We start from the raw sequence: 20,169 nt of genomic DNA, 5'->3' as shown, positions 1-20,169 counted from the left end.
GTTTTTATTGAGTATCAAAACCCTATAAGCTTGTGTTTTCCTCTGGAGTTTCAGCAGTTTTGGTGTTTATTGCTGGGGTAAAATGCTCAGCACTAATGGGTAAGTTTTTAGCTGAGTTGGCTGCATAGCGAGTTATTTTCTTATGGATTGGCTTTTGAGCAAGAGTCGCTAATATCTCTTTATAGCGGCCATTTTTGCTGTTGCTTAATACTTTACATAGCCAAGCAAGTGAGTCTGCAAATTGGTCATTTTGGGTGTCTTGGCTGTCCCAAATATACTGTGCGATATGATCGAGTGTTGCTTGATCGGTTAAAGGTAGTTTTATTGCCTCTCTAGCGGCGCTGCGAATTTGAGTGACATCATTGCTGACAAGGCGAGAGAGTAGATCGCGAAAATCTGCAGAAACTGCAGAAATATCAGCATCAGTTTGTTTTGATTTTAGGTCAACCAGCCAATGTGTCTTCTCATACCTAAGTTCCATAGAACCAAAGTTAATGTACGATAAGCGCAAATTTTGAAACGTCTGACGGCCAATAAAAGGGCGTCTATAACTACGAATATACTGTCCGACCCCATTTGGTTGCCCGAGCAATGAAAGTACCACTTCTAAGGTATCGCCAACTTTTATTCTTTTGAAGTTTTCAGCGGTTGCCCGAATATGCTTAGGGTCACTCAACGCTACTTGTGCTGTGTAGTTTGTAGCATCAAATTGTAGCTCTTCAGTATTGTTAAGCTCTTTGATTGCTCCCTTAAAGTAGCGCCTTACTTTACTCGATTGTGCCAGCTTTAATTGCTCGTTTAACAGTGTTTGGTATCGCCCTCGCTGACTCTCACCTATGGCTTTCGCTAGCCAAGAGATAGTGTCGTCAAACTCTGCATTACTTCTGTCGCCATTGCTATTCATTGACCAAATAGTAAAGGCGGCTAAATCCCAGAGTTCGACATTATCAGGTAGATCATGGTGTAGCGCTTTGGCACCCAATTTTACATTCTGCAAATTATTACTATTGAGTAGATCCGCGTAGACAGATTCTTTACTGTCAAAAGCTGCATGAGCACTGAATGTAAATAGTATTAAAAGCGCAAGGATGAGCTGTTTCATTTTGAGGTGTGTCCATTATTAGTAGTCAAACGTAAATGTCTGAAAACCTTCCTTAGTTAGCACTATGATGACTGAAATTCGCTAGAGCTTCAATTAATTGCGGTTGCTGTTATTAAGCTCGAATTGGTGTGATTGAGTTTGTGCGTATGAGGGGAAACTAGCTTTTCACCTGTGATGCCACAGGAGTATCCAATAGAGGCTGTTCGCCTAAAGCTGTTATGGATAAATTGAATCTTGGCAATAACAAAATATTTTCGTACGAAAAACCAGCTATCAATCTGAAAGTTAACATGCTAGGTTAAAATGTAAGCGGTTACATTTTGTGTCTGTGAAATTTAACCATATTTACGATCTACAGAGTGACACCATTTTACTGTGGTGTAGTGCTAAGGTGCTTCAAGGATGCAACGACAAATCATAAAGGGACGCTTGGGTTTAGTGCAGCAAACCTCTAGTCAAACCATCTCTTTAAAAGAAAAACTAGGTTATGCCTGCGGAGATGTCGCCTCTAACTTTTACTGGCGGGTGTTTGATGTTTTTCTATTCATTTTCTATACCGACGTGTTTGGCTTATCGCCTGCCGTAGTCGGCACCATGATGTTGGTCACGCGGATTATTGATGCCTTTTCAGATCCTCTCATGGGGGCATTAGCGGATAGAACCCACAGCCGTTTTGGAAAATTCAGACCCTACCTTATATGGGGCATATTGCCTATTGCCGCTGCGGGCATACTGACATTTACAGTCCCCGACTTAGATGAGCCAGGCAAAATTATCTGGGCTTATGCGACATACATTTTGATGATGCTGGCCTATACCTTTATCAACGTGCCTTATGGTGCGCTGCTTGGGGTTATCACCGCCGATACTCAGTCTAGAACCGCGCTGACTAGCTTTCGCTTTATTGGCGCTTTCTCTGGCGGAACCTTGGTGGCTTATCTCACCCCTGAATTGGTGAGTTGGTTAGGTAATGGTGATGAGGCATTGGGTTGGCAATTAACCATGATGGTCTATGGAATCGCAGCAGCCGTGTTATTTACTATTAGTTTTGCTACCACCACAGAGCGCATTAAGCCACCGGCACATCAACAAACGCCTATCAAGCAAGATATTAAAGACCTATTTAGTAACCGCCCTTGGATTATCCTATTTTGCTTAGCGCTCATTATCATGATGACAATCTCGCTGAGGGGCAGTACTGGCACCTTTTATTTTAAGTATTACGCCGAGCGTGAAGATCTTATCGGCAGTTTTGCCATGGTGTATATGCTGGCCTTGGCTACGGGGGCTGCACTCACACCGCTATTGACTAAGTGGTTTGATAAACGCCGTTTACTGCTTATTTTGATGACGGCAGTGACGCTATTATCGGCGCTATTTTATTTTGTACCTAAAGAGAGCATCGGCTTGATGTTCAGCTTACAGATTTTGATAGGTTTGTGCTTGGGGCCAAAATCACCGCTGGTATTTTCAATGTATGCCGACACCGCTGATTATTCTGAATGGAAGAATAAACGTCGTGCCACGGCAATGATTTTCTCTGCCGCCTCTTTTGCGCAAAAGCTTGGCGGCGCGTTAGCGGGTGGAATGATAGGTTGGTTGCTTGCATCGATGGGTTATGTTGCTAACCAAGTTCAAAGCGGTGAATCTCAACATGGCATTGTATTATTGATGACTCTGCTACCCGCACTGTTCTCCTTGTTGTCATTGGTGGTGATTCGAATGTATCCATTGGATGATGCAGCGCTGCAGCAATTACAACAGGAATTAATTGAACGCCAGCAAGGGGAGTTCGAAGATGCCCGTGGTTAAAGCTAATGCACCTCTTTTCTCTATGAGTCAACACAGTGTGCAGTTAAATAGCGCCACCGCGATGCCCAAAGCTTCGGGCTTCTTGTGGAATAGACAGATGATGTTACATATGAATTGTCGCGGCTACGCAACTGCACAATTCATGCAGCCAGAACCAGCAAAATACAGCCATGGACCAATGCTAGAAGCTAAAACGTTTATGCAGCCTGAGCATAGTTATTTTGCGCATCATCCAGGGCGGTTTTTCTATATCAAAAATGAAGATACTAACGAGCTATTTTCCGTGCCTTATGAGCCCGTTCGATGTCGCTCGCAATCTTTTAGTTTTGTGCAATCTAGCGCTGCAATAAATTGGCTGGTGGAGTGTTTTGGCCTATCGGTTTCAATTGAAGTTAATCTGTCTGCGAGTGACCCACTTGAGATGTGGCAGTTCGAGGTTAAAAACACTCGCGATAGCGCAGTTAATATCAGTATCTACCCCTACTTCTCGATTGGATACATGTCGTGGATGAATCAGAGTGCAACTTTTGACTCTGCTTGTAATGGCATCGTGGCGACGAGTGTTACGCCTTATCAAAAGGTGGAGGATTACCCAAAGCTGAAGGATTTTAAAGACCTAACCTTTTTAATTGCAGAGGATAAACCCGATAGCTGGACGGCAAATCAATATGGCTTTGAAGGAGAGGGCGGCTTGGCCAGTCCCGACGCAATCAATACTCCGCTATTAGCCAGCAAAGTAAGCGCTTATGAGCCGCCTGTCGCGGTGATGCAGTATCGTCATCGTTTGCTGCCGGATGAGATTAGGCGGCATCGCTTTGTGTTTGGACCAGCGACTAATAAAGCTGAGGTTAAGCAGAACCGTCAGCGCCACTTTGGTGACCCCAAAGCGTTTTCTACGCAGCAACAGCGCTACATAGATTATATTGAGTCTGGTAAAGGTTGTTTAAATATTAATTGTGGTGATCCGCTGTTCGATCCGTTTTTTAATCAATGGTTGCCGCGGCAAATGTTTTATCACGGCGATGTCAATCGCTTGAGCACCGATCCACAAACACGTAATTTTCTGCAAGACAATATGGGCATGAGCTACATCAATCCTACTACTGCTCGGCAATCTTTTTTATTGGCGATGTCGCAGCAGTTATCTTCAGGTGCTATGCCCGATGGAGTGTTGCTGAGTGAAATTGCAGAGCTTAAATATATCAATCAAATTCCCCATACAGACCACTGTGTTTGGCTGCCTATCTGCGTGAGCGCTTATCTCAATGAGACTGGGGATATTTCGTTGTTAGGTGAGCAGGTTAAGTTTGCTGACAGTGAGCAAACCTTGAGTGTGCATCGCCATATTGAGTTGGCTTTAGGCTGGTTAATACAGCGTAGAGATAGCCGTGGCCTTAGCTATATTGAACAAGGTGACTGGTGCGATCCAATGAATATGGTGGGCCATAAAGGGCGTGGGGTTTCTAGCTGGTTATCTTTAGCGACTGCATTTGCACTGCAGCAATGGGCTGAGATAAACCAAAGGTTAAATAAAGATAGCCAGCGTCTACTCGCAACTGCAACTGAAATTAATGCGGCAGTCAATCAACATTGCTGGGATCAAGACTGGTTTGCTAGGGGAATAACCGATGACAATGTTGCCTTTGGGGTTAAGGCTGATGCTGAAGGTTCTATCTACCTTAACCCCCAAAGCTGGGCACTAATGAGCAAGGCTGTTGATGCCGAGCAAACCACGAAAATACTTGCTGCCGTTGAGAAACAGTTGATGACGCCCTATGGCCCTATGATGTTGGCCCCGGCTTACACCGCAATGCGTGAAGATGTGGGGCGGCTAACGCAAAAGTATCCTGGCTCAGCTGAGAACGGCAGTGTTTATAATCATGCAGCGGTATTTTATGCCTATAGCTTATGCTTGATTGGCGAGCATCAAAGGGCATTTGAGATCCTCATTAAAATGCTGCCTAGTCAGCGTGATGCGCTCATTCGAGGTCAGTTACCTACTTTTATCCCAAATTATTATCGCGGCGCATATTTTCAACATCCGCAACAGGCTGGGCGTAGCAGTCAGCTGTTTAATACCGGCACTTTGGCTTGGTATTACCGCTGCATTGTGGAAGAGATAGTGGGGGTGAAAGGTGAGTTAGGTTGTTTGGTTATAGAGCCGCATCTTCCAAAAGAGTGGCCGAAAGTGGAATTGCGACGGATGTTTAATGGGATAGAGCTGAACATCAAAATTGAGCAAGCTGTGGTTGAGCAAATGAGCATCAAGGTGAATGGTGAGCAGATTGAAGATAATCATCTACAAGGGTTAGTCGCAAGCAAAAGTTACCAAGTGGAAGTGCTGGTTCCAAAGACTGCTGCGCAGCAAAATGCTGTCATGGAGGCTGTATGAATACCAGCTCCACACTACCGCAATTGATTATTGTAATGGGCGTTAGTGGTTGTGGTAAATCAACACTAGCGCAGCGACTTTCAAACGTATTAGCGGCTCAGTTTATTGAGGCTGATGACTTCCATAGTGCAGCTGCTAAGGCCAGCATGGAGCAAGGTATTGCGTTAACTGATGAGCAGAGACAACCATGGATTGGCAGGCTATTGCATCAGGTCAGTAACCTGACTGAGCAGCAAACGGCTGTTTTGGCATTTTCTGGACTCAAAAGAGCACATAGAGATTGCTTTAGGGCGCTCGGTTATCGCACCCTGTTTATCTGGTTAGCCGTCGATGAAATGGAGGTTTTACAGCGGCTCAGCAATCGCAAAGATCACTTTTTTCCAGCTTCATTATTGAAAAGCCAGCTTAGCGCGTTGGAGCAACCGACCGATGAACCCGATGTTTTAATACTGTGTCAGAATGAGAATATCGAAGAGCAAATAGTACGGCTCTTAAAAGTATTTTCAATCAAAGCTATTAGGGGCTGTTGATCTTTCGAGCTTAGTTTTTGTTCGGTTCTTTACCGTAAGGAATAATGCTTCTAGTACAAGGCTTGAGCGATAAAGCTTAGCTGGCTAAGTGAAACGCTCATAACACCGTAATAGAAGCATTGAATCGAACCCAAAGGGCCGCGTTTCTTGGCTATTTTTACTGTGTTGTAGACTATTTGTGGAGAATAACTAAATGGCATAGCCTCCGCCTTGTCAAAATAGCCAATAAACTGCGGCAAAAACAACCGTGAAAGATCAACAGCCCCTAATAATACGCTTGGAGTATAAGCAATGACCTCGTCAGATAAATGCTTAAAGTCATGGTTGCCAGTGGCGCTATTGCTGACTACATCAATAACTAGTTTTGCCTATGAGGCGCCTTTTGCTGTAAAGGCACCGGTAATTGATGCGGTTGCTGATGAGCCCATTTGGCAGCAAGGGAAATGGTACCAGATAGATCAGCTTATTTTGGGGACACCGCCTAGTCATGAGGACTTTAGCGGGCGTTTTAAGCTTGCATGGACTAAAGAGCACTTATATTTGTTGGTGGAGATCAAAGACGACATTTTATTTGATCAATATGCAGATCCTTTAACAAGTTACTGGGATGATGATTGCTTAGAAATTTTTATTGATGAAGACCATTCTGGTGGTGAGCACCAGTTTAACTTTAACGCCTTTGCTTATCATATCGCACTGGATAACCAAGCTGTTGATATCGGCCCGAATTATCAAGATGGCCAAACGCAAGTTTTGCTGTTGAATCAGCATGTAGAAAGTCGTTGGCAACGGCAAAGTACGGCCGATAATAGGATTGTTTGGGAGGTCAGCTTAGAGGTGCATGACGCTAGCTTTTCAGTGAGTGGAGCAAGCAACTCTAGAGTCAGCTTAACAGATGGGAAAACGATGGGCTTTATGCTGGCTTACTGTGACAATGATGGCTCAAAAGAGCGGGAACACTTTATTGGTTCCCAGTCTATAGAAGCGGTTAACGGCGACAAAAACCTAGGCTACAAGAATGCTGATGTGTTTGGCGAACTAAAGCTATTGAAAGCCGTGCGATAACAAAAGTGCATTGTTAGACTGCTAACAATGCACTTAAAAATAACAGAAATGACCACGGTGTTGCGGCTTACTTACCTTTATAACTAATGCGATAGATAGCATTAGCCGCATCATCTGAGATCAATAATGAACCATCATTTAGGGTCAACACTGCAGCGGGTCTGCCCCAGCTTTGCTCTCCTTGCAACCAACCAGAAGCGAATACATCTGCGTGCGCGACTTGGTTACCATCAAGCTTCACATTAACAATACGGTAGCCAACTTTACTGCTGCGATTCCAAGAGCCGTGCTCCGCAATAAAGATACTGTTTTTGTAACCAGCGGGGAATTGTTCTCCCTGATAAAACTCCATGCCTAATGCTGCCACATGGGCACCTAAATTGAGCGCGGGTGGCTGGTTGTTAATACTACTGGCTTTCTTACCAAACTCAGGGTCGAGAATATCGGCGTTATGTATATAGGGAAAACCAAAATGTTGTCCCTCTTTAGTCACATGGTTGAGTTCATCATCGGGTAGATCATCGCCCATCATGTCTCGGCCATTATCGGTAAACCATAAATCGCCAGTGTGTGGGTGGAAATCAAAACCGACGCTGTTGCGAACTCCCTTAGCCACAGTAGTGACTTGCTTAGTATCAACATTGAGTTTAATGATACTGGCAAAAGGAGCGTCACTTTCACACACATTGCAGGGCGCGCCAACGGGGATATAAAGTAAACCGTCCGGACCAAAGCGGATGAATTTCCAGCCATGATGTGACTTGTTAGGCAGCTTGTCATACACCAATTCTGGCTCTGGTATTTTAGGCAGACTTGCTTCTATATTGCGGTAGCGCCAAATCTTATCCACCTCAGCAACATATAAATCGCCTTGGTGAAAAGTAATCCCTGATGGCAGAAAAAGATCGCTAGCCACTTCAAACATTACATCTGCTTGGTCGTCATTGTTACTGTCTATTAGCGCATGGACTTTGCCAGCTTTGCGGCTACCGACAAATAGCGTGCCTTTATCTCCAAGCGTCATCTGACGAGCGTTTGGTACATTGGCTGCGTAGGTGGATATTTCAAATCCCGCAGGGAGGGTTATTTTATCAATTGGTAGTGCTGCATTTGCGATTGAGGGCAGTAGTAAACTAATTGAAACGGTCAGTTGTTTTAGCACAAGCTTCATCCTTGTTATTGTTATGCTCCCATAATAAGGCTAAGTGGCTACGGATGAAAAGTACCTGTTTGATCACAACCCTTATTTTATCTAGCAGACGCGCTTTAGATACTGCTGAGTGGGTCGCTAATTAGTGTAAAGGTAATATATGCATCAAATTTGCAATATAATTACTCGCTAATACTAATAATGGTTAGTAGATTTGTCTTTTTACGATAAAATAACTGATTAATTACCTGTAAATGTTGGCCTTTCAAGAATAATCTGGCAGGTTATATCTTGTAGTCTGAATTTTGAGCTGATGTTTGGTAGTCACTAGGTGGAGCGTTGAATGATAGAGATTGATGTCTCAGATACTCAACAAGTTCAGTGGGGAACCTCCATTGACATGCTTGCGCGTGTTTCTAGTTGTGGAGTTGCACTATTAAGGATGGGCCATGATGGCTGTTTTAATGTGTTTTCAGCAACAAGGGTGAGTGACTCTTATTTAGAGCGCCTCTGTCAAAATTGTACTCAACAAACTTTTTCGAATTCACAGCGATCAAGCTCAGTAAGCCCAGTAAATCCGCAACAAGTGATTAGACCTCTAGCGGCCAATGAGCAATATTTTGAAATTGACTTAAGCTGTTCAATGCCAATCTATTGGCCTTCACAGGCTCTGTTTGGTTATCTATGCATCACCCAAGAAAACCCTCAAACTAACGCTTCATTGAGTAAGACAGATTTAAGGTTATTGCTTAAACAGTCTGCCGATAGTATGGAGTTGGATCTAAGCAAGATTTACCGTGATTACAGTAAAGGGATTCAACGTACTGCTGATAAGCCGCTGAACGTGAGTTTGCAGCAATTTATCGACGCAATGAAAGAGCATGTGTGGATGAAGGATGCTGAAGGCCGCTATATTATTGTTAACCAAAGCGTCGAAATGGCCTGGGAGCTATCAAGGGAACAGATCCTCGAACATACCGATGAGGAGTTGTTTACTCCACAACTGGCGCAGCAGTTTATTGAAGGCGATAAAGAGTCGATCACCAAAGGCGTGCAAGTCACAGCAGGTGAGTGCAAAGGACTGGATATTGGTAATGTCGAATCTTGGTTAGAGACCACTAAAGTGCCTGTTGTCAGCGAGGCTGGAGAGCTTTCCGGTATTATTGGTATCTCCCGTAATATCTCGACCCATAAAGCTGCGCAAGATCAACTCGAACTAGCATCACGTGTATTTGAAAACTCGGTAGAAGGGGTGCTAATTACTGACGTCGATGGCATCATTATTGATGCTCATGGCGCTTATACCGAGATTACTGGCTTTGAAAAAAGCGAGCTAATTGGCCAAAATCCGCGGGTGTTTAACTCTGGTCGTCATGATAAAGCATTTTTTGAGTCATTGTGGCAGTCCCTGCTCGGTAGCGGTAAGTGGCATGGTGAGATCTGGAATCGACGCAAGAACGGCGCAGTATTCCCGCAACTACTAACTATAAGTGCAGTTTATGGTGATGAACATCAAATCCGCTATTTTGTTGCTGTGTTTGCTGATCTATCGACCCAGAAAAAGAATGAGGCAGAACTGGCCCATTTAGCCTTCCATGATCCGTTAACTAAGCTGCCTAATCGGATGGCGGTGACCTCTCGCTTAGAACAAGAGATCAGATTGGCAAACCGAAGCGAATATCAGTTAGGTGTTATTTACATCGACGTTGATCTCTTCAAACAGGTTAACGAGAGCTTTGGTCATGTTATTGGTGACGAAGTACTGGTTGAGTTAAGTCAGCGTTTAACGTTAGCTATAGGGAGCCTGGCAACCATTGCCCGCCTAGGCGGTGATGAGTTTGCAGTAATATTACCTAATATTGAAAGCAGCGATATGCTATTGCTGCGGCTCAGTAAATTGCCGCAGATTTTTGAGCGGCCCTTTATGCTGGGTGAACATGCGCCAGTGAGGCTTACTGCAAGCATGGGGGTTGCTCTCTATCCACAAGATGGTCGTGACTCCAGTACATTATTGGTTAATGCTGATGCTGCTATGCACAGAGCCAAGCAAGATGGCCGTAATAACTATGCTTTTTATACTCAGTCTTTGACGTATGAATCGGTCGCCCACCTTAAGTTACAAAGTGCGTTGCATGATGCGCTGGCTCAAGAGGCCTTTTACTTGGTTTACCAACCAAAAGTTGATTGTAAGACCAAGGCATTAAGCGGTTTTGAAGCGCTGCTTCGCTGGAATGATCCGCTATTAGGTAGCATTTCTCCGGCTATTTTTATTCCTGTTGCTGAGAAGATAGGCCTTATTCAGGAGATTGGGCGTTGGGTATTACAGCAAGCTTGTGAACAGGGGGTTAGTTGGCTGGCTGAGGGCAAAGATTTTGGCCGTATAGCGGTCAATGTTGCGGGACCGCAGCTGCAACGGCGCACCTTTGTCAATGAAGTCGCCGATGTGCTTAAGGCGACAGGGTTGCCTGCAAATCGTCTTGAATTAGAAGTGACAGAAAGCTGTATGATGTCAGATCCTGAATCGGTTGGGCGCGATCTTATTTTGCTGGCTGATATGGGCATTGTACTTTCAATAGACGATTTTGGTACCGGCTACTCTTCGCTCAATTACCTTAAAAAATTACCGATAAATAAGCTGAAAATCGATCAAGGTTTTGTCAGAGATATCCCTGAGGATGCCAATAATACTGCTATCGCTAAGGCTGTCATTGCATTGGGTCGTTCTCTTAACTTGAAAGTGATCGCAGAGGGGGTTGAAACGCCCGAGCAAGCAATGTTTTTTGCCGACAATGGCTGCGATGAAGCCCAAGGTTATTTGTTCAGTAAACCTAAAGCTGCATCTGAATTGGAACACTTTTTTGAAGTACCATATTGCGTCTAAGGCTTTGGCTTTAGCGCCGCATTAAAATCTGATAGAGGCGTAACATCGCCAGCCTGCATACCACCAACAAATATGTTGCCAATTCTGACTCTGACCAACCTTAGTGTGGCAAAACCCACTGCAGCGGTCATTTTTCTTATCTGCCGGTTTTTACCTTCGCATAGCGTTATTGACACCCAGCTTGTTGGACCATGCCTAGGATCGCGGATCTTACGGCCTCTTACTGGTAGCTGTGGTTCCTCAGTCAACCTAAAAACATTGCAGGGCAATGTTTGATACTTCTCGCCGTTAATACCGATCTCTACACCTAGTTGTAACGCAGTTATCGCGCTGGCTGTGATATCACCATCGACTTGTACGTAATACTCTTTTTCGATGCCTTTACTGCGGATTTGATGACTCATCATGCCGTCAGTCGTCAACAATAATAATCCCTCTGAATCATGATCTAGTCTACCTATCGCCATGGTTTTGCTGGGGAAACTAAACAGTTCACCGAGTAGCTTTTTGCGTTTACGGGCTTCAGGTAGAAACTGGCTCAGAAAACCATAAGGTTTATAGATTTTAAAGTGCTGATGACTGATGTCATCTTTAATAGTGCAGGCTTGCTCTTGATCGCTTAACGTCATGCAGTTGCTCTTAATCAGCGGAGTTAATCTCTTAAGGAGAGTTCATTATAAATAGCATCGGTGCTTCAAGCCAATTTAGTCAGTGTGGTGTCTGTGCAATACAAATTTTTATATCAAACCATTAATAGTAATGACAGCGTTGTCATTTGAGGTTATAGTTATGTTACATAACGTGTTGGTATAATTAGCCGCTGTTATCCCTGTTTCTGTTGTTACCATATTGTATGGTGCTGCAGTGACTGTTAGATATTCACTTTTATTGGATCAATTTATGCAAATCGTAATATTAAAAGACAGCGCTGCAGTCGCGGCCTATGGCGCAAATATCTTTATAAAGCAGCTGCAGAAGAGATCGCACTCAGTGCTGGGCTTAGCAACAGGGTCAACGCCAGTATCGCTTTATCAGCAGTTAATTGAAGCGACTAAGGCTGGCAATATTTCATTTTCTAATGCCACGACTTTTAATCTCGATGAATATCTAGGTCTTGCAGGTACTCACCCACAAAGTTACCGTTACTTTATGAAGCAGCAATTGTTTGATCATATCGATATTGATCAAACAAACACTCACGTACCACCAGGTGATGCAGCTAATCCTATTGCGGCTTGCCAAGGCTATGAACAGCAGATTGAGGCTGCGGGTGGTATCGACATCCAGCTATTAGGGATAGGGCGTAATGGTCATATTGGTTTTAACGAGCCGTCATCGGGTTTAATGTCGCGCACTCGAGTAAAGACTTTAACCAAAGCAACAATTGACGATAATGCACGTTTCTTTGAAGCCGATGAGTACCAACCGCATCTGTCGATTACCATGGGGATAGGCACCATCATGGATGCCAAGAAAGTCGTGCTATTAGCGACAGGCGCCAATAAAGCTGAAGCGATTAAGGCGACAGTCGAAGGTCCGTTAACTGCTGCATGCCCTGCATCGGCGCTACAGATGCATAAAGATGTGGTACTAGTGATAGATGAAGCGGCGGCTGCGAGTTTGTCTGACTGTGATTTTTACAAGCATATAGAGGCTGAAAACCAGAAGCTGATGGCCAGACTCGGGCTGTAATAATAACGCAGCCAAAAATACTCCTTACAGGCGAGTGCTAGTGGCTTTGAAGCTGCGTTAATGAACTTGAACCTAGTTTAACGATGCTCTTCATTACAAACCACATGCCTAGCATGTTCCTGACATGCTTAAGGCATTCGCTCCACCGCTGGAGATCTGATGTGGATAATGTCATTAAAGCACGACTATATGGTCTATTTTATTCTATACAAAACCAGGCATTCCCTCCATTTCTGGAGGTCTGATATAAGAGGTACGAGAGCAACGATGCTCGAAGCTAGCATCATGCTGGAGCGATTATAGAGAGTCACACTGGTGCAGTTACCGAGGAGCATTTAATGACCTTACCTCAAAGGCGCTAAACTCTCGCTGAGCGATCAAATTTTTATACTGATAGGTATAAGCTATGGCTTGTCCTTTTTTGTTTTAAGCTCGACAACCATTTTGCTGTTGACGAATGGCAGTAGTATTTAGTTGACGCTTTAGTGCCGCGCAACGCTTATTGGGGGACATTTACGGGTTAATGAAAATACCTGTAAGCAAAAGTAGGCTCTACTCGCATGAATTAACTCGCCTATTCAGTTAGGGACGATTACCACTTTGCCTGCGACCAAATCCGTCTCTGTTCATATGTTAATTATTTGTATACTCTTTATTGGTTAAGATAATTTTTAGGCCAAAACTAGGCTTGCAAGTTCAATAGCCCTTAATCACTTATTAGAGAGTAAAAAAATGCTAAAAAAATTCTCAATAGCGGTACTGATACTCATCGCGCTGCCCTTTATTATCGCGCTATTCGTACAGAAAGAGTATTCGGTAGTGACTAATATCACCATCGATAAACCTGTGGCTGAAGTGTTTGATTATGTGAAGTATTTAAAGAATCAGGATAACTTCAGCGTCTGGGCACAGATGGATCCTGATATGGTTAAAAGCTATCGCGGTACAGATGGAACCGTAGGTTTTGTATCTCGATGGGAAAGCCAGTTGGAGGATGTTGGAATCGGTGAGCAGGAGATCATGCGTATTGACGAAGGCAAGCGTATTGATTTCGAGTTGCGATTCTTTTCGCCTTTTGAGTCAACCGACCCCGCTTTTATGAGCACAGAAGCCGTAGGTACTAACCAAACTCGGGTGCAGTGGGGTTTTGATGGCCATTTAGATTACCCAATGAATCTAATGTTTCTGTTTCTTGATTTTGAAACCATGATTGGCAACGATCTTAATCAGGGGTTAGTGCAATTGAAACAAGAGCTTGAAGCTCAGTAACTCATATTAATATCGATAGATAACTTTAGTTGGAGAATGTTATGACGATACCATTATGGTGTTTAGGCATAGTCGCTTTACTGCCGTACTTGCTCGCGGGGCTTGGTGGCTATTATAAAAAGACTCAGCTTGGGTATATTGATAGCGAAAACCCGAGAGAGCAGTTCAAGTTACTCACCGGTAATGCTATTAGAGTGCTACCAGCACAGCAAAATGCTTGGGAGGCTTTAGGGTTGTTTACTGCTACGGTGTTGATTGCGCATTTAGCTGGCGCTAATGCAGAATTAAGTGCGTTTGCATCCATTATTTTTGTGTTGACTCGGTTAGTTCACCCATTTCTGTATATTGGAAACTATGCTAAGGCCCGATCAGCGATCGTTATATTGGGTTTGTTGAGCTGTATCTTTATGATACTTCTCGCGAGCATGGCATAAGAAGTAAATTGCATTACTGCCGCTTTGCTAACAAGTGAACAGTAAATTTGCACGGTTAACTATAATAAGCAGTGGCCAAAGCGCTGCGATGAAGGTAGGTAGAAATGTCGGAAGAGCATCATCCATTAACGGATTTTATCGAGTACCCCGAGCATGAAATGCTTGAGAGAGCTGAGCAACACTATCAAGACATAAAGCGTCGCCACTCGATTCGTAAGTTCTCAGATAGAGCCGTTCCACAAGCGCTAATTGAAAAATGCATTTTGGCCGCGGGAACAGCCCCCAATGGTGCTAATCATCAGCCTTGGCACTTTGTTGCTATCAATAGCTCTGAGGTTAAGGCTCAGATCCGCCATGAGGCTGAAGCGTTAGAGCAAGCTTTTTATGCTGGGCGTGCCGGAGAGGAGTGGCTCGATGCGCTTAAGCCATTAGGCACTAATGCCAGTAAACCCTACCTTGAGCATGCTCCTTGGTTAATTGCTATTTTCAGTAAGAAACGCAGTGAAGAGGAAGGCGAGCAGAAAACCAATTATTATGTACATGAATCGGTTGGTATTGCGACTGGTTTTTTGATCCAAGCATTGCACAATGCAGGGCTAGGAACGCTTACTCATACGCCTAAGCCTATGTCTTTTCTTAGTAAAGTCTGCGGCAGAGACAGTGCCAATGAGCGGCCTTATATGTTGATTATCGCAGGTTATCCAAGTGAAGATGCGACGGTTCCTGAACATGCATTACAAAAGAAGCCGCTGGCAGAGATCTGCGATTTTATCTAAAAGCTAAGAATATTAAAAAGGAGCATAGCGTCAGTCGACGGTATGCTCCTTTATGGCTTGATAGGCTAGCACTTATAGCGAAGCATGTGGACCAAAGACTTCATAGTGAATACGGCAGCTATCTACTCCTAACTCTATCAGCTGCTGCTTGGCAAACTGCATAAAGGCGACGGGGCCACATAGGTAATAATCACCACTGTCGATCGGAAGAGCATCTCTCAATGTGGCAAAGTTCATAAAGCCTTGGTGAATGTTGCTAACATCTGCAACTTCATTTGAATGAGCAATATCGCGGTACCATGTGTGATGCTGTAAATCTAAACTTAGCCCTAGCGTTTCAACACGTTGGTTAAATGAGTGCTGTTCTACGCCTTCGCAAGCATGTAGATAGAATACTGGCTTAGCGAAAGACTTAGCCGCCAACATCTCCAGCATAGATTGCATCGGAGTCACCCCTACACCTGCAGAAATGAGTACTACAGGGGCTTCACGCTCCTCGTAATGAAAGTCTCCAGCGGGTGGATAGACATCAAGGCTGTCACCAACATTCATGTGATCATGCAGATAGTTCGACACTACACCAGGTGTTGCTTGTGCTTCACGCTTAACTGATATGCGGTACTGCTTGCCATTAGGTTTATCCGATAGTGAGTACTGACGCATTTCACGATATTCATGTTCAGCGGGCTCTACACAGATCCCAAGGTACTGGCCGGGTTCAAAGTCAATAACAGCTTGGCCATCAACAGGAGTTAACACAAAGCTTGTTACCAGCTCTGATTCTTTCGTTTTATCGGTAATAGTAAATTGTCGTGCGCCTTGCCAGCCGCCAGTTTCATTGGCACTTCTATGGTAAAGGGCACCTTCGCGCTCGATAAAGATCCCAGCGAGTACACCGTAAGCAGCACCCCAAGCTTCTTCGACTTCAGGAGTAAAAGCATCTGGTGCTAATTCTCTTAAGGTTTCAAGTAGGTGATGACCTACGATTGGATAATGCTCTGGCTGAATATTAAAGCTGGTGTGTTTATGGGCAATGCGCTCAACGGCGCCAGTTAATGCGCCCAAGTTATCAATGTTTTTAGCATAGGCTGCAACAGCATTGAAAAGTGCAGCAGGCTGGCCGCCAGAGTGCTGGTGGCTTAAGTTGAAGATATGTTTTAGCTCTGGATTCTGGCTAAACATACGTTTATAAAAGTGTTCGGTGATGGCAGTACCAGCAGACTCTAATAATGGAATGGTGCTCTTAACTATGCTGATATGTTTTTCAGATAACATCTAAATATCCTTAATCAATTTTTGTACCGGAAAGCGGCACTGTTAGGGTGTAATTTCTAATTGTGTTCTTATTAATTTGTTTTGATATCGACGATATAGATCTTGTTTAGCTCGGCCTTGGGCGCACAAGTATTAAGCTGTAGTGCCAGATGAATAAACTGAAGGCGGCTACCCAGCAAGTAGCACTGATATCCCAAGCCAAAATAGGCTGCTGAGCTAACGGTAATATTACTCGTGCCAAAGCACCTGCAAGAATAAGCATAAAAGCGATATTGATTGAAAAGTGAGGCTTGAGTGGCCGACCTGTATGACCTAATGAGACGCGCGCGATCATCGCGAGGATCATCGCACCTAAGGTGCCCACCGTGATTAAGTGCAGCGCATCAGCAAAACGTAACGCGTCAATATGATAGCTAGCCCCGAGCGCAATCAAGCCCAGTCCTAAGGCTAAGTATGAACCGTGCAGTGACCACAGCAGCGGTACTTTTATTGTGGCTAGGCTGTTCCAGTTAAGTAAGCGTAACAGATGCATGGCACCTGCTAGCATCAACAGTGTTGCTGGTGTAAAAGGGAGTTCGATGAAGTAGCCAGTGAAAAAGACGGCCAGTCCGAGTAGAGAAACCCAAGGTAACCATTTATCGAGTTGCGGTGTTGGTTTTACCTTGGCATTTTCAGCGCCTCTGCCGGTGAAAAATGGAATGACGCGGCCACCAATGATGCCGACTAACAAGCAAAACAGTAAAATAGCACAGCGAGAAAGGTGCATCGCCAACTCGGTATAGCCATTTATATCAGCCAGTAAAAAGCCAATATTGAATGACATCATTGCTGTTAATAATGGAATGAATTGATAGTTGCGACTGCTTTTAGCTTTAATCACCATACTGGCTAAATAACCAATCGAGATAAGCCACCAAGATGCCTGCAGTGCAACCGCTGCTAGCTGTAATTTGGGGTCATTCGACCAGAGTAAGCCACGTACCGCTAGCCAGATTAGTGTAAGCGCTATTAATGGTAAACCGTTTATGCTGCGGCGGTTAGTCCAGGTCTGGGCGGCTGTGAGCAAAAAGCCAACCGCAATCGTCGCTGCAAAACCAAATAACATTTCATGAATATGCCAAACAACAGGGCTTAGACCCGTTGTTGCTAAGCTAGGTAGCTGACCATGTAAAAAGAGTAGCCAAGCTGCAATGCTTAGCACAGATGATAACGTGGCAGCTAAAAACCAAGGTCTGAAAGCAAGCTCCCATATAGGCATATCGCTGATCTTGCTCAACAATGAATCAGGTTTTATTACTACAGCCTCTACTTCACCGCTGGCTGAGAGTATTTGCTTGGTCTTGGCAGAGCTAATCGTTTGCATCAGTATTGTTGTCCAAATGGTAGTCGTAAACGGTAATTGCGATCAAAATTCTTTCCTAGGGCCTTGCTACAACTGTAAGTGCCCCATGCCATCGAGTCCTATGCAGCGCATCACGTAGCCAATTTTTACTGCTGTCGCAAACAGTATCAAACCGATGTGGCTGGCGACTTGTGCCCACAATGAAAAGCTATCAGCATAGGAATAACCAACTAAAATGCACAAGAGTAAGCCAATGATCGCAATCAACATGGTGCTGTTGCCGCCAATCAGTGCATGTGAATAAAATCGATTCGATGCTGCCCCAAGTTGCACTAACGTACGTTGCTTGGCTGTTGATGTCGCAGCAAGCTGAATGTTCTGTTTTTTAGTTAGCTCGTCGACTAAATTTTCGTGAGAGTAGGGCATTGATTGTGTGGCTATCATGAGTTTGCTCCATTTGCTCTGCTACAGTGTGCTTGAACTAGTGTATTGCGATAACCGTGCCAATATTCACGCTAGTGATAATTACTAGCATTCAGCCGTTTAATTGAATGATTGTAGTCATAATGACTACGCTGCTTTGTAGTCATTATGACTCATTGGAGTGCTTTTGATGGATAGTGGCTAGCATGATAAGCTAAAGCCAGTTTTAGACGATTAGGTTTACTATACTTGTGAGTGAAATATCTTCTGCTGCTTTGGTGCAACTCGCGCTAGATCTCACCAACAGCCTGACAAATCATGACAGGTTTGAGCGCTTGCTTAATACGGTGCGTCATACTGTTAATTGCGACGCTGTAGTGCTGCTGCATGTGCAAGGTGAGTATTTGAAGCCGCTAGCACTACAAGGTCTGACTAAAGAAACTTTAGGACGTCGATTTGAAATCGCAGCTCATCCAAGATTCGAGCTGATATCTTCATCGCAAACACCGGTTCGTTTTGCAGCTGACAGCAAGCTAGCGGATCCTTATGATGGCCTACTGCTTTCCCATGAAGGTGACCTCCCTGTGCATGCTTGTATGGGGTTACCATTATTGTCAGATGACAAGCTGATCGGTATTTTGACTTTAGACAGTATGGTCCCCAATGTATTTGATGAGATCCCTAAGCGTACACTAGACATTATTGCTGCTATGTCAGCAGCCACCTTAAACACAGCGATATTATTGCAGCAGCTTGAACTGCTTTCTAAACATAATCAGCAGGTTGTTGCTGAGCTGACCCACGAAGCATTAGTTAAAGACGGTGGCGAGCTAATCGGTAACAGCGAGATCATGGTTAAACTCAAACGTGAAATCGAGATGGTTGCCGCCTCTAATTTTTCTATTTTAATCGAGGGAGAAACTGGCGTCGGCAAGGAGCTGGTGGCAAGAACTCTACATCGCCAATCTAGCCGAAGTGAAGGGCCTTTGGTGTATGTTAACTGTGCCGCGCTACCTGAAAGCCTAATTGAGAGTGAGCTATTTGGTCACGTCAAAGGTGCATTTACAGGTGCGGATCGAAATCGAACCGGTAAGTTCAGCCTAGCCAGCGGCGGCACCATATTTTTAGATGAAATTGGCGAGTTGCCATTAGCGGTACAGAGTAAGTTACTTAGGGCGCTGCAGAATCAAGAGATCCAAGTTGTCGGTAAAGACGATGTAGAGTATGTCGACGTGCGTATTCTTGCTGCAACCAATAGACAATTAAAAGTCGAGGTAGAGCAGGGGCGTTTTCGCGCCGATCTGTATCACCGTCTGAGTGTGTATCCCGTTATTGTCCCGCCATTAAGGCAGCGTGAAGGCGACATCAGTTTGCTTAGTGGCTACTTTATTGAATTAACGCGGCGTAAGCTTGGCATGAGTCAGTTGACCCTAAACGCTAGCGCGATAAAAATGCTAAACCAATATGACTGGCCCGGTAATGTACGTGAGCTCGAGCACGTTATTAGCCGAGCTGCGTTGCGAGCGAGAAGTGAGAGCACTGCAGCGATAGTGCGTATTGGACTCACCCATTTAGCTCTATTGTTATCGACTAACCCTCAAGGTGATGATAGCAAGAATAAAGCTGAAGACTCAGCACTGGAAATCGAGGTGTTAGCACAGGGAAACCTTAAGCAGCAGACTGATGACTTTCAGCGGCAACGTATTTTGCAAACCATGACTCAGTATCATGGTAACTGGTCTGCAACCGCTAAAGCGCTGCAGATGGATCGTGCTAACTTAAATCGTTTGGCAAAACGTTTGGGTATACGTGTGAGCAAGAGTATCGTTATTGATAACAATGATGGTGGGCTGGGCAATGGATAAAGCTAATATTTTTGGTAACTTGGCTAAAGATCTTACGCGAGAGCAGTTTGAGCCAATCGTAAATACAGATGGCGTTTTAGTCGAGCGTATTACCTCTAAAGCCCACGTGACTCCCGCTGGGCAAATCGATACGATCAAGCTCATTATTCAATGAGTTGCTA

At 44.4% G+C, this 20,169-nt stretch carries 18 protein-coding genes; 11 read left to right on the top strand and 7 right to left on the bottom strand.

The window, feature by feature from the left end; genetic code table 11:
• Positions 1-22 precede the first annotated feature (22 nt).
• On the bottom strand, positions 23-1,102 hold the full coding sequence (locus SWP_RS19170) for a hypothetical protein (protein ID WP_020914287.1): 1,080 nt from the start codon (positions 1,100-1,102) through the stop codon (positions 23-25).
• 402 nt (positions 1,103-1,504) lie between these two features.
• Between SWP_RS19170 and SWP_RS19165 the strand changes: the two genes are divergently transcribed.
• The 3 genes from SWP_RS19165 to SWP_RS19155 are packed head-to-tail and all read left to right on the top strand — an operon-like array spanning position 1,505 to position 5,836.
• Positions 1,505-2,914 (top strand): MFS transporter, encoded by a 1,410-nt coding sequence (locus SWP_RS19165; RefSeq protein WP_020914286.1) that lies wholly within the window; start codon positions 1,505-1,507, stop codon positions 2,912-2,914.
• On the top strand, positions 2,901-5,306 hold the full coding sequence (locus tag SWP_RS19160) for a GH36-type glycosyl hydrolase domain-containing protein (RefSeq protein WP_020914285.1): 2,406 nt from the start codon (positions 2,901-2,903) through the stop codon (positions 5,304-5,306). The genes SWP_RS19165 and SWP_RS19160 overlap by 14 nt, the downstream gene beginning before the upstream one ends.
• Complete coding sequence (locus SWP_RS19155; RefSeq protein ID WP_020914284.1) at positions 5,303-5,836, top strand: gluconokinase; 534 nt, start codon at positions 5,303-5,305, stop codon at positions 5,834-5,836. The genes SWP_RS19160 and SWP_RS19155 overlap by 4 nt, the downstream gene beginning before the upstream one ends.
• Before the next feature lie 50 nt (positions 5,837-5,886).
• Here SWP_RS19155 and SWP_RS24270 read toward each other — a convergent pair whose 3' ends face one another.
• Entirely contained in the window at positions 5,887-6,036 is a 150-nt protein-coding gene (locus SWP_RS24270) for a hypothetical protein (RefSeq protein WP_187148517.1), read from the bottom strand.
• Positions 6,037-6,127: 91 nt separating this feature from the next.
• Here SWP_RS24270 and SWP_RS19150 point away from each other — a divergent pair, with 91 nt between their 5' ends.
• On the top strand, positions 6,128-6,901 hold the full coding sequence (locus SWP_RS19150) for a sugar-binding protein (protein ID WP_020914282.1): 774 nt from the start codon (positions 6,128-6,130) through the stop codon (positions 6,899-6,901).
• A gap of 67 nt (positions 6,902-6,968) precedes the next feature.
• Here the strand turns inward: SWP_RS19150 and SWP_RS19145 are convergent, their stop codons facing one another.
• Entirely contained in the window at positions 6,969-8,072 is a 1,104-nt protein-coding gene (locus tag SWP_RS19145) for a PQQ-dependent sugar dehydrogenase (RefSeq protein WP_044556102.1), read from the bottom strand.
• A 322-nt stretch (positions 8,073-8,394) separates the two neighbouring features.
• Here SWP_RS19145 and SWP_RS19140 point away from each other — a divergent pair, with 322 nt between their 5' ends.
• Positions 8,395-10,932 (top strand): putative bifunctional diguanylate cyclase/phosphodiesterase, encoded by a 2,538-nt coding sequence (locus SWP_RS19140; RefSeq protein ID WP_020914279.1) that lies wholly within the window; start codon positions 8,395-8,397, stop codon positions 10,930-10,932.
• On the opposite strand, the gene SWP_RS19135 is transcribed toward SWP_RS19140, so the two are convergent.
• Positions 10,929-11,561 carry a pseudouridine synthase gene (locus SWP_RS19135; protein ID WP_020914278.1) on the bottom strand — a complete coding sequence of 211 codons (633 nt, stop codon included), beginning with the start codon at positions 11,559-11,561 and terminating at the stop codon, positions 10,929-10,931. The two genes, SWP_RS19140 and SWP_RS19135, sit on opposite strands and share 4 nt — an antisense overlap.
• A gap of 271 nt (positions 11,562-11,832) precedes the next feature.
• Between SWP_RS19135 and nagB the strand changes: the two genes are divergently transcribed.
• From nagB to SWP_RS19115, 4 genes are all read left to right on the top strand, one after another.
• Complete coding sequence (nagB, locus tag SWP_RS19130; protein WP_044556101.1) at positions 11,833-12,624, top strand: glucosamine-6-phosphate deaminase; 792 nt, start codon at positions 11,833-11,835, stop codon at positions 12,622-12,624.
• Positions 12,625-13,356: 732 nt separating this feature from the next.
• Positions 13,357-13,893 (top strand): SRPBCC family protein, encoded by a 537-nt coding sequence (locus SWP_RS19125; RefSeq protein WP_020914276.1) that lies wholly within the window; start codon positions 13,357-13,359, stop codon positions 13,891-13,893.
• Positions 13,894-13,934: 41 nt separating this feature from the next.
• On the top strand, positions 13,935-14,327 hold the full coding sequence (locus SWP_RS19120; protein WP_020914275.1) for an MAPEG family protein: 393 nt from the start codon (positions 13,935-13,937) through the stop codon (positions 14,325-14,327).
• Positions 14,328-14,431: 104 nt separating this feature from the next.
• Entirely contained in the window at positions 14,432-15,103 is a 672-nt protein-coding gene (locus SWP_RS19115; RefSeq protein ID WP_020914274.1) for a nitroreductase family protein, read from the top strand.
• Positions 15,104-15,175: 72 nt separating this feature from the next.
• Here the strand turns inward: SWP_RS19115 and hmpA are convergent, their stop codons facing one another.
• From hmpA to SWP_RS19100, 3 genes are all read right to left on the bottom strand, one after another.
• Positions 15,176-16,378: an NO-inducible flavohemoprotein gene (hmpA, locus tag SWP_RS19110; RefSeq protein WP_020914273.1), complete on the bottom strand. Its 1,203-nt coding sequence runs from the start codon at positions 16,376-16,378 to the stop codon at positions 15,176-15,178.
• Positions 16,379-16,484: 106 nt separating this feature from the next.
• Positions 16,485-17,741 carry an NnrS family protein gene (locus tag SWP_RS19105; protein ID WP_020914272.1) on the bottom strand — a complete coding sequence of 419 codons (1,257 nt, stop codon included), beginning with the start codon at positions 17,739-17,741 and terminating at the stop codon, positions 16,485-16,487.
• Between the two features lie 66 nt (positions 17,742-17,807).
• Positions 17,808-18,164, bottom strand: a complete 357-nt coding sequence (locus tag SWP_RS19100; RefSeq protein WP_020914271.1) for a hypothetical protein — start codon at positions 18,162-18,164, stop codon at positions 17,808-17,810.
• A 230-nt stretch (positions 18,165-18,394) separates the two neighbouring features.
• Here SWP_RS19100 and norR point away from each other — a divergent pair, with 230 nt between their 5' ends.
• Both norR and SWP_RS24265 read left to right on the top strand, forming a co-directional pair.
• The gene (gene norR / locus SWP_RS19095; RefSeq protein WP_020914269.1) at positions 18,395-20,008 is read left to right on the top strand and encodes a nitric oxide reductase transcriptional regulator NorR; all 1,614 of its coding nucleotides are present in this window, start codon (positions 18,395-18,397) and stop codon (positions 20,006-20,008) included.
• Entirely contained in the window at positions 20,001-20,162 is a 162-nt protein-coding gene (locus SWP_RS24265; protein WP_187148516.1) for a cupin domain-containing protein, read from the top strand. Before norR ends, SWP_RS24265 begins: the two co-directional genes overlap by 8 nt.
• The last annotated feature ends 7 nt before the right edge of the window (positions 20,163-20,169 follow it).

Origin of the sequence: Shewanella piezotolerans WP3 (genome assembly GCF_000014885.1) — a bacterium.
In the GTDB taxonomy this organism is placed as follows: Bacteria; Pseudomonadota; Gammaproteobacteria; order Enterobacterales; family Shewanellaceae; genus Shewanella; species Shewanella piezotolerans.
Note: the sequence above shows the minus strand (reverse complement) of the source record. Positions and strands in the feature narration are given on the sequence as shown.